This window comes from Pantoea sp. X-Soil-TKNS-1211, assembly GCF_059730495.1.
On sequence record NZ_AP035953.1, the window covers coordinates 1 to 15,184 of the forward strand.

The 15,184-nt window shown below is 52.0% G+C and carries 15 protein-coding genes; all 15 read left to right on the top strand.

Annotated elements, in window-relative coordinates:
• Positions 1–300: 300 nt before the first annotated feature.
• The 15 genes from mnmG to AC6I8W_RS00075 all read left to right on the top strand — a co-directional run bounded on the left by mnmG (position 301) and on the right by AC6I8W_RS00075 (position 14,992).
• A complete protein-coding gene (mnmG, locus tag AC6I8W_RS00005) occupies positions 301–2,190 on the top strand; it encodes a tRNA uridine-5-carboxymethylaminomethyl(34) synthesis enzyme MnmG (protein WP_497836465.1) in 1,890 nt (629 codons plus the stop codon).
• A 47-nt stretch (positions 2,191–2,237) separates the two neighbouring features.
• A complete protein-coding gene (gene rsmG, locus AC6I8W_RS00010) occupies positions 2,238–2,855 on the top strand; it encodes a 16S rRNA (guanine(527)-N(7))-methyltransferase RsmG (protein WP_497836466.1) in 618 nt (205 codons plus the stop codon).
• 713 nt (positions 2,856–3,568) lie between these two features.
• Positions 3,569–3,949 carry a F0F1 ATP synthase subunit I gene (gene atpI / locus AC6I8W_RS00015; RefSeq protein ID WP_021183628.1) on the top strand — a complete coding sequence of 127 codons (381 nt, stop codon included), beginning with the start codon at positions 3,569–3,571 and terminating at the stop codon, positions 3,947–3,949.
• 8 nt (positions 3,950–3,957) lie between these two features.
• Positions 3,958–4,776 carry a F0F1 ATP synthase subunit A gene (gene atpB / locus AC6I8W_RS00020; RefSeq protein WP_013511097.1) on the top strand — a complete coding sequence of 273 codons (819 nt, stop codon included), beginning with the start codon at positions 3,958–3,960 and terminating at the stop codon, positions 4,774–4,776.
• Positions 4,777–4,826: 50 nt separating this feature from the next.
• Positions 4,827–5,066, top strand: a complete 240-nt coding sequence (gene atpE / locus AC6I8W_RS00025; protein WP_003849523.1) for a F0F1 ATP synthase subunit C — start codon at positions 4,827–4,829, stop codon at positions 5,064–5,066.
• Between the two features lie 106 nt (positions 5,067–5,172).
• Positions 5,173–5,643: a F0F1 ATP synthase subunit B gene (gene atpF, locus AC6I8W_RS00030; protein WP_013511098.1), complete on the top strand. Its 471-nt coding sequence runs from the start codon at positions 5,173–5,175 to the stop codon at positions 5,641–5,643.
• 14 nt (positions 5,644–5,657) lie between these two features.
• Positions 5,658–6,191, top strand: coding sequence for a F0F1 ATP synthase subunit delta (gene atpH, locus AC6I8W_RS00035; RefSeq protein WP_497836467.1), 534 nt, complete (start codon positions 5,658–5,660; stop codon positions 6,189–6,191).
• Between the two features lie 14 nt (positions 6,192–6,205).
• On the top strand, positions 6,206–7,747 hold the full coding sequence (atpA, locus tag AC6I8W_RS00040) for a F0F1 ATP synthase subunit alpha (protein ID WP_497836468.1): 1,542 nt from the start codon (positions 6,206–6,208) through the stop codon (positions 7,745–7,747).
• A gap of 52 nt (positions 7,748–7,799) precedes the next feature.
• On the top strand, positions 7,800–8,666 hold the full coding sequence (gene atpG, locus AC6I8W_RS00045) for a F0F1 ATP synthase subunit gamma (RefSeq protein ID WP_021183630.1): 867 nt from the start codon (positions 7,800–7,802) through the stop codon (positions 8,664–8,666).
• 30 nt (positions 8,667–8,696) lie between these two features.
• Positions 8,697–10,094 (top strand): F0F1 ATP synthase subunit beta, encoded by a 1,398-nt coding sequence (atpD, locus tag AC6I8W_RS00050; RefSeq protein WP_497836469.1) that lies wholly within the window; start codon positions 8,697–8,699, stop codon positions 10,092–10,094.
• Positions 10,095–10,118: 24 nt separating this feature from the next.
• Positions 10,119–10,538: a F0F1 ATP synthase subunit epsilon gene (locus tag AC6I8W_RS00055; protein WP_497836470.1), complete on the top strand. Its 420-nt coding sequence runs from the start codon at positions 10,119–10,121 to the stop codon at positions 10,536–10,538.
• Positions 10,539–10,784: 246 nt separating this feature from the next.
• Positions 10,785–12,155: a bifunctional UDP-N-acetylglucosamine diphosphorylase/glucosamine-1-phosphate N-acetyltransferase GlmU gene (gene glmU / locus AC6I8W_RS00060; protein ID WP_497836471.1), complete on the top strand. Its 1,371-nt coding sequence runs from the start codon at positions 10,785–10,787 to the stop codon at positions 12,153–12,155.
• A 144-nt stretch (positions 12,156–12,299) separates the two neighbouring features.
• Entirely contained in the window at positions 12,300–14,129 is a 1,830-nt protein-coding gene (glmS, locus tag AC6I8W_RS00065) for a glutamine--fructose-6-phosphate transaminase (isomerizing) (protein WP_497836472.1), read from the top strand.
• A gap of 141 nt (positions 14,130–14,270) precedes the next feature.
• A complete protein-coding gene (locus tag AC6I8W_RS00070; protein WP_497838243.1) occupies positions 14,271–14,579 on the top strand; it encodes a DUF8812 domain-containing protein in 309 nt (102 codons plus the stop codon).
• Positions 14,576–14,992 (top strand): lysozyme inhibitor LprI family protein, encoded by a 417-nt coding sequence (locus AC6I8W_RS00075; RefSeq protein ID WP_497836473.1) that lies wholly within the window; start codon positions 14,576–14,578, stop codon positions 14,990–14,992. The genes AC6I8W_RS00070 and AC6I8W_RS00075 overlap by 4 nt, the downstream gene beginning before the upstream one ends.
• Positions 14,993–15,184: the final 192 nt, after the last annotated feature.

Here is a 15,184-nt window from a genome sequence, read left to right on the forward strand (position 1 = left end):
CGTGATGCTTTTCTGAGCTGTGTATAAGTAGCCATTTTGATCTCAGCTTATACGGATCTGGATCACCGATCATGCACAGCAAACGATCCTGACCAACCTGCTGTTGGCTAACCCTTTTTTCAGGTTATCAACAGAAGCGGGCGATCCTAATAAGAGATCTAACAAGAAGATCATCTAAAAGAATAAAGATCCTTTCTTTTAAACCACAGGATCCCACCGCTTTCACCGCAGACAGAATTTCAGTAGAATCCACCGCCCAGGGCAATGATCCCTGTCCGAATATTAACGAGGTACCACTTCATGTTTTATCCAGATCCTTTTGACGTCATCGTAATCGGTGGTGGTCATGCGGGCACAGAAGCCGCGATGGCCGCTGCCCGAATGGGTCAGCAAACCCTGTTACTGACCCATGACATTGATAAGCTTGGACAAATGTCCTGTAACCCGGCGATCGGTGGTATCGGCAAAGGACACCTGGTGAAGGAAGTGGATGCCCTCGGCGGTTTAATGGCAACGGCAATCGACAAAGCGGGCATTCAGTTTAGGATACTAAACGCCAGCAAAGGCCCGGCGGTACGAGCGACCCGTGCCCAGGCTGACCGCGTGTTGTATCGGCAGGCGGTGCGCAGCGCACTGGAAAATCAGCCTAACCTGATGATCTTCCAACAGGCGGTTGATGATCTGATTGTGGAAAACGATCGTGTGGTCGGTGCTGTGACCCAGATGGGTCTGAAATTTCGTGCCAAAACCGTGGTGCTCACCGTTGGCACGTTCCTCGACGGCAAGATTCATATCGGTATGGACAACTACAGCGGTGGTCGTGCTGGCGATCCGCCATCCATTCCGCTGTCAAAACGCCTGCGTGCTCTGCCGCTGCGTGTTGGCCGCCTGAAGACAGGTACACCGCCGCGTATTGATGCCCGCACCATCGACTTCAGTCAGCTGGCTCCCCAGCATGGTGATAACCCGATGCCGGTGTTCTCCTTCATGGGCAGTGTGTCACAGCATCCACAGCAGGTGCCGTGCTGGATCACCTACACCAACGAACAAACCCATGATGTGATCCGTAACAACCTCGATCGCAGCCCGATGTATGCCGGAGTGATCGAAGGGATCGGGCCACGTTATTGCCCGTCGATCGAAGACAAAGTGATGCGATTTGCCGATCGAAATGCACATCAGATCTTCCTCGAGCCGGAAGGGCTGACCAGCAACGAAATTTACCCGAACGGTATTTCGACCAGTCTGCCATTTGATGTGCAGATGCAAATCGTCCGTTCGATGAAAGGCCTGGAAAACGCGAAAATCGTGCGTCCGGGTTATGCCATTGAGTACGACTTCTTCGACCCACGCGATCTGAAGCCGACGCTGGAGAGCAAATATATCCAGGGTCTGTTCTTCGCCGGCCAGATCAACGGCACCACCGGTTACGAAGAAGCGGCGGCGCAGGGATTACTGGCTGGTCTGAATGCCGCCCGTCAGTCAGCTGACAAAGAGGGTTGGGCGCCGCGTCGCGATCAGGCTTACATGGGCGTACTGGTTGACGATCTCTGTACGCTGGGAACCAAAGAACCGTACCGTATGTTTACCTCGCGTGCTGAATATCGTCTGATGCTGCGTGAAGACAACGCCGATCTGCGTCTGACCGAAGCCGGTCGCGAAATGGGTCTGGTGGATGATACTCGCTGGGCGCGTTACAACCAGAAACTGGAAGCGATTGAGCTGGAACGCCAGCGTCTGCGTGATTTGTGGGTGCATCCGAAATCAGAAAACGTGGCGGAAGTTAACAGCATTATCGGCGCACCGCTGACCAAAGAGGCCAGCGGTGAAGATTTGCTGCGCCGTCCTGAAATGACCTATGCGTTACTGACATCGCTCAATAGCTATGGCCCGACGCTGGCAGACGAACAGGCGGCGGAGCAGGTCGAAATCCAGGTGAAATACGAAGGTTACATTGCTCGCCAGCAGGAAGAGATTGATCGTCAGCAGCGCAATGAGAATACCTTGCTGCCTGTTGATCTTGATTATCGTCAGGTGAGTGGTTTATCGAATGAAGTGATTGCCAAACTCAACGATCACAAACCCAGTTCGATCGGCCAGGCATCCCGCATTTCGGGTATTACACCTGCTGCAATCTCCATTTTGCTGATTTACCTGAAAAAACAGGGTCTGCTGCGTAAAAGCGCCTGATTTACCACGGGGCGGGCCAACTCGCCCCCGTTTATGGAATTCTCGTCGTGATTAACAAACTTTCCGCGCTGCTGAAAGCGGCAAACATTTCCCTCTCCGATCAACAAAAACAACAGCTGGTTGGTTATGTTGAGCTGCTGCATAAATGGAATAAAGCCTACAACCTGACATCGGTGCGCGATCCGCAGCAGATGCTGGTGCGCCATATTCTCGACAGCATTGTGGTGGAGCCGCATTTACAGGGTGAGCGCTTCATTGATGTCGGCACAGGACCGGGATTACCGGGCATTCCGTTGGCGATTGTGCGTCCGCAGGCACATTTTACGCTGCTTGATAGCCTGGGTAAGCGCGTGCGTTTTCTGCGCCAGGTGCAGCATGAGTTAGGACTCACTAACATCACGCCAGTGCAGAGTCGTGTTGAAGAGTTCCCGGCCGAGCCGCCTTTTGATGGCGTAATCAGCCGTGCTTTTGCTTCGCTTGAGGATATGGTGAACTGGTGCCATCATCTGCCTGCGGCACAAGGACACTTTTATGCCCTGAAAGGGGTGCGTCCGGATGATGAAATAACCACCTTACCAGCGGGTTTTGTAGTGCAACAGGTTTGTCCGTTGCTGGTCCCTGAGCTGGACGGTGAGCGTCATTTGGTGGTCATCGCTCGTCAATAGCCCCTGAAATGGTATGGATTAACACCAATCTATACCATTTGAGTTACTCCAGCGGCTGGATAAAAAATCAGCAATCAAACGCCAGACGATAAAGAGATTTATTCAGCAGGGCAGGGGAAGTGAGTTAACATTCCCGTTGGAAATTATCCGAAAAACTCTGTTACATTTAACGTTTAATTCACATTTCATTATCAGTTAGATCACTTCTCTGGGTGTATTTACGGAAAAGGATAGTCACGCCGGAAAATATAACTCTGCAATAAATCGGCGTGCGTAATATCAGTTTTACGTTTTTATTGCGCCGGGAGATGTCAATAGAGTGTTTTTATCGTTAATCCAATCGATATGGCCTGAATATATTTTTATCTTTTTGAAAAACATGAAATTACACCTGCATTGAAATCGATATTTCTTTGTTCAAAACAAAATCGCATCATGCCCATATGCTTATAATGTGATCTAAAGCACGCTTTAAAAGCAAGTCGCAGGCGCAATTTCACCTGCAGAATCCCTCTATCCTGGATGTGAATCTTTTGAAAAATAGCCCTCCGGAAAGAAATTTAAATAATTGTTCACCTTTTCGCTACTTAGCGATTGAAATCGCAGGTGCGGCCCGTATAATTTGCACGGCTTTTGCTGCTTGACTCAAATGAGTAAAGGCAGTCTTATACGACACGCGACATACCCCGTTTGGGGCAGGAGAGTTCAGCACCATGTCAGTGTCTCTTTACAGTGTGAAATTGGCCCGAACCGTGCTGCTTATTCAGCTGGTGACTTTTGTCGTAATCGGTGCGTTGTTTACCCTGAAAGATGTCATCTGGGGTGCCTCTGCCATCGCTGGTGGAGTGGCGGCCTGGCTGCCGAATGTGTTGTTTATGTTTTTAGCCTGGCGCCTGCAGGGGCAAACACCGGCCAAAGGGCGTGTAGCCTGGAGCTTCGCCTTCGGTGAAGTGTTAAAGGTGTTCGCCACCATTATTTTTCTCATTGTGGCGTTGGGTGTGTTTGGAGCGGTCTTCTGGCCTCTCGCAATCACCTGGTTATCGGTGCTGGTGGTGCAGATCGTCGCACCGGCTGTAATTAACAACAAAGGGTAAGAGGCATCATGGCTGCAGGAGAAATCTCTACTCCGCAAGAATACATAGGTCACCACCTGAATAACCTTCAGCTGGACCTGCGTACTTTCGAGTTAGTGAATCCGCACGACGCTCCCGCGACGTTCTGGGTATTAAATATCGATTCCATGTTTTTCTCTCTGGTGCTGGGACTGATCTTCCTGGTGTTGTTCCGTAAAGTGGCAAAAAGCGCCACCAGCGGTGTGCCAGGGAAATTACAAGCGGCTATCGAACTGGTTGTCGGTTTCGTTGATAACAACGTTCGCGACATGTACCACGGTAAAAGCAAACTTATCGCCCCGCTGGCTCTGACGATTTTCGTCTGGGTCTTCCTGATGAACTTCATGGATCTGCTGCCTATCGACCTGCTGCCGTTTATCGGTGAGCACTACTTAGGTCTGCCGGCGCTGCGCGTCGTGCCGTCTGCGGACGTGAACATCACGCTGTCTATGGCGTTGGGCGTATTTATTTTGATTCTGTTCTACAGCATCAAAATGAAAGGTGTAGGTGGCTTCGCCAAAGAGCTGACGCTGCAGCCTTTTAATCACCCGATCTTCATCCCCATCAACCTGATTCTTGAAGGTGTTAGCCTGCTGTCCAAACCGGTTTCACTCGGTCTGCGACTGTTCGGCAACATGTATGCGGGTGAGCTGATCTTTATCCTGATTGCCGGTCTGCTGCCGTGGTGGTCGCAGTGGGTGTTAAATGTGCCGTGGGCCATTTTCCACATCCTGATTATTTCGCTGCAGGCTTTCATTTTCATGGTCCTCACGATCGTCTATCTGTCGATGGCATCTGAAGAACATTGATTTTTTATCTCAACTACTTAGCTTTTAACTGAAACAAACTGGAGACTGTCATGGAAAACCTGAATATGGATCTGCTGTACATGGCTGCCGCTGTGATGATGGGCCTGGCGGCAATCGGTGCTGCGATCGGTATCGGCATCCTCGGAGGTAAATTCCTGGAAGGCGCAGCGCGTCAGCCGGATCTGATCCCTCTGCTGCGCACGCAGTTCTTTGTTGTAATGGGTCTGGTGGATGCTATCCCGATGATCGCTGTTGGTCTGGGTCTCTACGTGATGTTTGCTGTCGCCTAAAGCCTGTAGCCTTGTTTCTCACGGCACCCGGTGTGGTGAGAAACGGATTCTGCCGCTTATCATTGATAACGGCAGAGCAAGTTAACTTAATAAGAGGCATTGTGCTGTGAACATTAATGCAACAATCCTCGGCCAGGCCATCGCGTTCATCCTGTTTGTCGCGTTCTGCATGAAGTACGTATGGCCGCCGATTATGGCTGCCATCGAAAAGCGTCAGAAAGAAATTGCTGACGGCCTTGCTTCTGCTGAGCGCGCGAAGAAAGATTTGGATCTCGCGCAGGCCAATGCGACCGACCAGCTGAAAAAAGCCAAAGAAGAAGCCCAGGTCATTATCGAGCAGGCGAACAAACGCCGTGCACAGATTCTGGACGAAGCGAAAACTGAAGCCGAAACTGAACGTAACCGCATCGTGGCGCAGGCGCAGGCAGAAATCGAAGCCGAGCGTTCACGTGCCCGTGAAGAGCTGCGTAAGCAAGTCGCGTTGCTGGCATTAGCTGGCGCCGAGAAGATCATCGAACGTTCCGTGGATGAAGCTGCTAACAGCGACATCGTTGATAAACTGGTCGCTGAACTGTAAGGAGGGAGGGGCTGATGTCTGAACTGATTACTGTAGCTCGCCCCTACGCCAAAGCAGCTTTTGACTTTGCTGTTGAGCATCAAAGTATCGAACGCTGGCAAAATATGCTGGCGTTTGCCGCAGAAGTGGCTGGCAACGAACAGATGGCAGATCTCCTTTCTGGTGCTTTAGCACCGGAAGCCTTATCTGCTTCTTTCATCGCAGTCTGTGGTGATCAACTGGATGAATACGCCCAGAACCTGATTAAGGTGATGGCGGAAAACGGACGTTTGACAGCGCTTCCAGCTGTACTGGAACAGTTCATTCAACTGCGTGACGCGCACGAAGCGACGGCCGAAGTTGATGTGATTTCTGCCAGTACGCTGAGTGACAGCCAGCTGACTAAAATCAGCGCCGCGATGGAAAAACGTCTGTCACGCAAAGTTAAGCTGAATTGCAAAATTGATAAGTCTGTAATGGCAGGCGTGGTCATCCGTGCGGGTGATCTGGTGATTGATGGCAGCGTGCGCGGCCGTCTTGAGCGTCTGGCAGACGTCTTGCAGTCTTAAGGGGACTGGAGCATATGCAACTGAATTCCACCGAAATCAGCGAACTGATCAAGCAGCGCATTGCTCAGTTCAATGTCGTGAGCGAAGCTCACAATGAAGGTACTATTGTTTCTGTAAGTGACGGTATCATCCGCGTACACGGCCTGGCCGATGTAATGCAGGGTGAAATGATTGCCCTGCCGGGTAACCGTTACGCTATCGCCCTGAACCTCGAGCGTGACTCTGTAGGTGCGGTGGTGATGGGTCCGTACGCTGACCTCGCCGAAGGCATGAAGGTGAAGTGTACTGGCCGTATTCTGGAAGTGCCGGTGGGTCGTGGCCTGCTGGGTCGCGTCGTGAACACCCTAGGTGCTCCGATCGACGGTAAAGGCGCAATCGACAACGACGGCTTCTCGCCGGTTGAAGTGATTGCACCGGGCGTTATCGACCGTCAGTCCGTTGACCAGCCTGTTCAGACCGGTTACAAATCTGTCGATGCGATGATTCCAATCGGCCGTGGTCAGCGTGAGCTGATCATCGGTGACCGTCAGACCGGTAAAACTGCGATGGCAATCGATGCCATCATCAACCAGCGCGATTCAGGCATCAAATGCGTGTACGTCGCGATTGGTCAGAAAGCCTCTACCATCTCTAACGTGGTACGTAAGCTGGAAGAGCACGGTGCACTGTCTAACACCATCGTAGTTGTCGCTTCTGCTTCCGAATCTGCGGCACTGCAATACCTGGCGCCGTATGCCGGTTGTGCGATGGGCGAATACTTCCGTGACCGCGGTGAAGATGCGCTGATCGTGTACGATGACCTGTCTAAACAGGCTGTTGCTTACCGTCAGATTTCTCTGCTGCTGCGTCGTCCGCCGGGTCGTGAAGCATTCCCTGGCGACGTGTTCTACCTCCACTCTCGTCTGCTGGAGCGTGCATCACGCGTTAGCGCTGACTACGTTGAGCGCTTCACCAAAGGTGAAGTGAAAGGCCAGACCGGTTCACTGACTGCACTGCCGATTATCGAAACTCAGGCAGGTGACGTTTCTGCGTTCGTTCCGACCAACGTGATTTCAATCACCGATGGTCAGATCTTCCTGGAATCTAACCTGTTCAACTCCGGTATTCGTCCGGCAGTTAACCCGGGTATCTCGGTATCCCGTGTGGGTGGTGCTGCTCAGACCAAGATCATCAAGAAACTGTCCGGTGGTATCCGTACCGCACTGGCACAGTATCGTGAACTGGCTGCGTTCTCTCAGTTCGCTTCCGATCTGGACGATGCGACCCGTAAACAGCTGAGCCACGGTCAGAAAGTGACCGAGCTGCTGAAACAGAAACAGTATGCGCCGATGTCTATCGCGCAGCAGGGTCTGGTGCTGTTTGCTGCGGAACGTGGCTTCCTGAACGACGTTGAGCTGGCCAAAATTGGTAGCTTCGAAGCAGCGCTGCTGGCGTTTGCTGACCGTGACCACGCCGAGCTGATGGCTGAAATCAACCAGTCTGGTAACTTCAACAACGAAATCGAAGAGAAGCTGAAGGGCCTCCTCGAAACGTTTAAAGCAACCCAGTCCTGGTAATGTCTGGCGGCTTGTCTGAAAAGGCAGGCCGCAAGGCTTTGAGGAGAAGCTAATGGCCGGCGCAAAAGAAATACGTACCAAGATCGGAAGCGTGAAAAACACGCAGAAGATCACCAAAGCAATGGAAATGGTCGCCGCCTCCAAGATGCGTAAAACGCAGGAACGCATGGCGGCCAGTCGTCCGTATGCAGATACCATGCGCAAAGTGATTGGTCACCTTGCGTTAGGTAATCTGGAATACAAGCACCCTTACCTGGATGAGCGTGACGTTAAGCGCGTCGGCTACCTGGTCGTTTCGACTGACCGCGGGCTTTGTGGTGGTTTGAACATTAACCTGTTCAAGAAAGTGCTGGCAGAGATGAAAGCCTGGACCGATAAAGGCGTACAGAGCGATCTGGCTATTATCGGCTCAAAAGGGCTTGGGTTCTTCGGTTCTGTTGGTGGCAACATCGTGGCGCAGGTCACAGGCATGGGTGATAAGCCTTCACTGTCTGAACTGATCGGCCCGGTAAAAGTGATGTTGCAGGCTTATGATGAAGGCCGCATCGACAAGCTGTATATCGTCAGCAACAAATTTAATAACACCATGTCTCAGACTCCGACCATTACCCAACTGCTGCCGTTACCGCCAGCGGAAGGTGAAGAAGAGATGAAGGCGAAGACCTGGGATTACCTGTACGAACCCGATCCGAAGGCGCTGCTGGATACTCTGCTGCGTCGTTATGTCGAATCGCAGGTTTATCAGGGTGTGGTGGAAAACCTGGCCAGTGAGCAGGCCGCACGTATGGTGGCGATGAAAGCCGCAACCGATAACGGCGGAAATCTGATCAAAGAGCTGCAGTTGGTTTACAACAAAGCTCGTCAGGCCAGCATCACCCAGGAACTTACCGAGATCGTCTCGGGAGCCTCCGCGGTTTAACCAGGTTTGGAATTAGGTAGAGGATTCAAGATGGCAGCTGGAAAGATTGTCCAGATTATCGGCGCCGTAGTTGACGTCGAATTCCCTCAGGATGCCGTACCGCAAGTGTACAGCGCTCTTGAGGTTAAGAATGGTGATGCTCGTCTGGTGCTGGAAGTTCAGCAGCAGCTGGGTGGTGGCGTGGTTCGTACCATCGCCATGGGTACTTCTGACGGCCTGAAGCGCGGTCTGGAAGTCACCGACCTGAAAAAACCGATCCAGGTTCCGGTTGGTAAAGCGACCCTCGGCCGTATCATGAACGTGCTGGGTGAGCCGATCGACATGAAAGGCGACCTGAAAGAAGAAGACGGCAGCGCAGTAGAGGTTTCCTCTATTCACCGCGCAGCACCTTCTTATGAAGATCAGTCTAACTCGCAGGAACTGCTGGAAACCGGCATCAAGGTTATCGACCTGATGTGTCCGTTCGCTAAGGGCGGTAAAGTCGGTCTGTTCGGTGGTGCGGGTGTGGGTAAAACCGTAAACATGATGGAGCTGATCCGTAACATCGCGGCTGAGCACTCAGGTTACTCGGTATTTGCCGGTGTGGGTGAGCGTACTCGTGAGGGTAACGACTTCTACCACGAAATGACTGACTCCAACGTTATCGATAAAGTAGCGCTGGTGTATGGCCAGATGAACGAGCCGCCGGGTAACCGTCTGCGCGTAGCTCTGACCGGTCTGACCATGGCGGAAAAATTCCGTGATGAAGGCCGTGACGTTCTGCTGTTCATCGACAACATCTACCGTTACACCCTGGCCGGTACAGAAGTTTCTGCACTGCTGGGTCGTATGCCTTCAGCAGTAGGTTATCAGCCGACGCTGGCTGAAGAGATGGGTGTGTTGCAGGAGCGTATTACCTCCACCAAGACCGGTTCAATCACCTCTGTACAGGCCGTTTACGTTCCTGCGGATGACTTGACTGACCCGTCTCCGGCGACCACCTTCGCCCACCTGGACTCAACTGTTACTCTGAGCCGTCAGATCGCCTCTCTGGGTATCTACCCAGCCGTTGACCCGCTGGATTCCACCAGCCGTCAGCTGGATCCGCTGATCGTTGGTCAGGAGCACTACGATGTTGCGCGTGGCGTGCAGTCTCTGCTGCAACGTTACCAGGAACTGAAAGACATCATCGCCATCCTCGGTATGGACGAGCTGTCTGAAGACGACAAACTGCTGGTGGCACGTGCGCGTAAGATTCAGCGCTTCCTGTCTCAGCCATTCTTCGTTGCTGAAGTCTTCACCGGTTCTCCAGGTAAGTACGTAACGCTGAAAGACACCATCCGTGGCTTCAAAGGCATTATGGAAGGTGAATTCGACCATCTGCCAGAGCAGGCTTTCTACATGGTTGGCGCGATCGACGAAGCCGTGGAAAAAGCGAAGAAACTGTAATAACGGTTTCCCGGGAGGAATGATATGGCTATGACTTATCACCTGGATGTTGTCAGCGCGGAGCAACAAATGTTCTCCGGCCTGGTGCAGAAAATCCAGGTGTCAGGTAGCGAAGGTGAGCTGGGGATTTACCCTGGTCACGCCCCGCTCCTGACTGCCATTAAGCCTGGTATGATTCGCATCGTTAAACAGCACGGCGAAGAGGAGTATATCTACCTCTCTGGCGGCGTGCTGGAAGTACAGCCGGGTAGCAGCACCGTTCTGGCCGACACCGCGATTCGTGGTGAAGACCTGGACGAGGCGCGCGCGCTGGAAGCGAAACGTAAAGCAGAAGAACACATGAGTAGCAGCCACGGCGACGTGGACTATGCTCAGGCTTCTGCCGAACTGGCGAAAGCTATCGCGAAACTGCGTGTTATCGAGCTGACTAAAAAAGCGATGTAATCAGGCTTTATGCGTCACGAAATGCCAGCCCATTGGGCTGGCATTTTTTTTTGCCTGCGGTTCCGAAAAAACAAAAACAACGCGATAAATCGCGTCGCTACGGCGTCGCGAGCTTTTGCACCTGGCGTAGCGGCGCAATTTATTGCGCACTGCCTTTCGTCATCCTCTAATTTCGATCCGAGAAAAATGTAGTAATCTCAGAGGTAAACCTTAAACTTTCGAAAGCTAAAACTAAGCAGGATAGTTATGTCTACTAGTGCGATGAGTGTGGTGATTCTTGCTGCTGGCAAGGGCACCCGTATGTATTCGGATCTCCCCAAAGTTCTGCACACCCTGGCAGGAAAACCCATGGTTCAGCATGTGATTGACGCCGCCACCGGGCTGGGCGCACAGCAAATCCATCTGGTTTTCGGTCACGGCGGCGATCAACTCAAAGCTCAGCTTTCCGGCCACACCCTGAATTGGGTGCTACAGGCGCAACAGCTTGGTACCGGGCATGCGATGCAGCAGGCCGCGCCTTATTTTGCTGATGACGAAGACATTGTGATGCTGTACGGCGATGTACCGTTGATCTCGCTGGAGACGTTACAACGCCTGCGTGCAGCCAAACCGGCTGGCGGTATCGGCCTGCTTACCGTGGTGCTGGATAATCCGACCGGCTATGGCCGTATCGTGCGTGAAAATGACACCATCACCGGTATCGTGGAACAAAAAGATGCTTCGCCAGAGCAGCTGAAGATTCGGGAGATCAATACCGGCATCCTGATTGCCAATGGCGGCGATCTCAAACGTTGGCTCTCACAGTTGAACAACAACAACGCGCAGGGCGAGTTCTACATTACCGACATTATTGCCATGGCACATCAGGAAGGGCGTCTCATTCAGGCTGTGCATCCGGCACGTATCAGCGAAACCGACGGTGTGAATAATCGCCTGCAACTGGCCGCGTTGGAGCGCGCATACCAGGCTGAACAGGCCGAAAAACTGTTGCTGGCGGGTGTGATGTTGCGTGATCCGGCACGTTTCGATCTGCGTGGCACACTCAAGCACGGACGCGATGTTGAAATTGATACCAATGTGATTATCGAAGGCAACGTCACGCTGGGCGATCGTGTGAAAATCGCAGCAGGTTGCATCATCAAAAACAGCGTGATTGCTGATGATTGTGAAATCAGTGCGTATTCAGTGATCGAGGATGCAAATCTGGCTGCGGCCTGCACCGTTGGTCCCTTTGCGCGTCTGCGTCCCGGAAGCGAACTGGGGGAGAAGGCGCACGTCGGCAACTTTGTGGAAATGAAAAAAGCCACCCTCGGTAAAGGTTCTAAAGCCGGTCACCTCTCCTACCTCGGCGACGCTGAGATTGGTGATGATGTGAATATTGGCGCGGGCACCATCACCTGTAATTACGATGGTGCGAACAAATCCAAAACCATCATTGGTGACAACGTGTTTGTGGGTTCCGATACTCAGCTGGTGGCCCCGGTTACGGTTGCCAGTGGTGCGACTATCGCCGCAGGCACTACGGTAATGAAAGACGTACCCGCCGCTGTTCTGGTCTACAACCGTAAAGAACAAAACCAGAAAGCAGGCTGGAAACGCCCGGAAAAGAAAAAGTAATTTTTAATGGCCGACAAAGATCGGCCTGTTAGCAGTAACTATAACTACATCCCCACTCTCTACAAGGCTCGGGGAACCGGTCATGCCGGATATCAGGTCAGATGACAACGCAATGGCAGAAAGCCATGAAGTCAGGAAACTATTATGTGTGGAATTGTTGGTGCAGTAGCACAGCGCGACATTGCAGAGATTCTGTTGGAAGGTCTGCGTCGTCTTGAGTATCGCGGTTACGATTCGGCGGGTTTGGCCGTCGTTGACGCCCAAGGCCATGTGACGCGCCTGCGTCGCCTTGGCAAAGTGCAAAAGTTGGCTGAAGCGGCTGAACTGCAGCCGTTGATTGGCGGCACCGGTATCGCCCATACCCGCTGGGCTACCCACGGTGAACCCTCAGAAGCCAATGCGCATCCGCATATCTCTGAGCACATCATCATTGTGCATAACGGCATCATTGAGAACCATGAACCGTTGCGTGCGCAGCTGATTGAACACGGCTACGTGTTTGCGTCAGAAACAGACACCGAAGTGGTGGCGCATCTGGTGCACTGGGAACAGAAGCAAGGCGGTTCGCTGCGTGAAGTGGTGCTGCGGGTGATTCCGCAACTGCGCGGTGCTTATGGCATGGTGATCATGGACAGCCGCGATCCCTCACTGCTGGTGGCAGCCCGTTCCGGCAGTCCGTTGGTGGTTGGCCGTGGCGTCGGTGAAAACTTTATTGCCTCCGATCAGCTGGCTCTGCTGCCGGTGACACGTCGTTTCATCTATCTGGAAGAGGGCGATATCGCTGAGATTACCCGCCGCGAAGTGACTATTGTTGATCGCAATGGCACGCCGGTAACTCGCGCCGAGATTGAATCCAACGTCCAGTATGATGCCGGTGACAAAGGGATTTACCGCCACTACATGCAGAAAGAGATTTATGAACAGCCGATGGCGATCAAAAACACCTTAACCGGTCGTTTCAGCCACGGTGAAGTCGATCTCAGCGAGCTTGGTCCGCAGGCGGAAACCTTGTTGAGCAAGGTTGAGCATATCCAGATTATCGCCTGCGGCACCTCATACAACTCCGGTATGGTTTCGCGTTACTGGTTCGAATCACTGGCAAACATACCCTGTGATGTCGAAATTGCCTCTGAATTCCGCTACCGCAAATCGGCGGTGCGTAAAAACAGCCTGCTGATCACCTTATCGCAGTCGGGTGAAACCGCCGATACGCTGGCGGCGCTGCGTTTGTCGAAAGAACTGGGTTACCTCGGTTCGTTGGCTATCTGTAACGTCGCCGGTTCCTCGCTGGTGCGTGAATCTGATTTGTCGCTGATGACCAAAGCGGGCACCGAGATCGGTGTCGCCTCCACCAAAGCCTTTACCACTCAGCTCACGGTGTTGTTGATGCTGGTGGCGAAACTGGGCCGGTTGCACGGTATGTCTGCTGACACTGAACACGAGATTGTTCATGCGCTACAGGCGCTGCCGAGCCGTATTGAGCAGATGCTGGCGCAGGATAAAGTGATCGAAAACCTGGCTGAAGGTTTCTCCGACAAACATCATGCGTTGTTCCTTGGCCGTGGCGATCAGTATCCGATCGCCATGGAAGGCGCGCTGAAGCTGAAAGAGATTTCCTATATTCACGCAGAAGCCTATGCAGCCGGTGAACTGAAACATGGCCCACTGGCGCTGATTGATGCCGATATGCCGGTTATCGTGGTGGCACCCAATAATGAGCTGCTGGAGAAGCTGAAATCCAACATTGAAGAGGTGCGTGCACGCGGCGGCTTGCTGTATGTGTTTGCCGATCAGGATGCCGGATTTAGTGACAGCGATGGCATGAAGATTATCTCCCTGCCGCATGTAGAAGAGGTGATCGCACCTATTTTCTATACCGTGCCGCTGCAACTTCTTTCCTACCATGTGGCGTTGATCAAAGGCACTGATGTCGATCAACCACGTAACCTGGCGAAATCGGTGACTGTTGAGTAGGTCTGCTATTCGCTAATCTGATCCAGATTATTTAAGGGTTATGCATTTTCAAATGCATAACCTTTTTTGTTTGTGACACGAGGGTGGAATGATTTTGTTCTCATCATTGATGCACTGCTTTCATTGTAAAATCCATTCATTATTTCGCGTGGATCTCAGGCTCGCGTGTTCGAACTTATTTACCCATCCTACGCTTCACGCGCGCGCAAAATCTATGAGTCTTATGCTGCGGTGGTTCAACACGCGACGCCATGGCTGAGTTTACATAAAGCCATCCGTGAGATTATTGTGGATTTTGTTTATCAGGGACGGGGATATCGCACGGTTCTGGAGCCTTGCATGGCAAATGACTTCGATTCACTGATCCATTTTATTGAAACCGATCATCGTACTCGGAGATACGAAAGAGGTCGCCAGCGTGCAAATTATTTACGGAGAAACAGGAATTGATTCATATAAAACATCTCGCTTTTTTATCGATAGTCTGCGGTATTTTCTCCAGCAACATGGCCTGGGCCGATGATTGTGATAACGCCGCAAATGATATTGAAGTTCATCAATGTCTGGAAAATAAGAAAGACAATGCGGAAAAAGTTCTTAATGCTGAGTACGCTAAAGCAAAAGATCGTATAAAGCAGGGGCTACGTGACTCACCGTCTGACACCGAGGCTTATCTGGATATTTTTGTCAAAGCGCAGCGTAGCTGGCTGGACTTAAGAAAGTATCAGTGTGAGATGGAGGCTTTTGGTGCGGATAAAACCAAAAATCCATACCTTGATGCTATCAATGATTGCACCGCCAAAATGGATAATGAAAGAACACATATCCTGATGCAGATCCCTTATGATGGTCTGAGTGGTTAGGCAAATGTAAAGCAAACGGGGCTGATGTGTGCCGACTCGACACATTAGCTCCGTCTCAGAAAAACAATCTTAACAGCCTGTTATTCAACGTCTCGTCGTCTTATACCGAAGTCGGTACCTTTGTCATAAAATTGTCATATTTCGTACATTTGACTGTCATCAAACTGTCCTATTTTCCCTCCAGCAGCAATC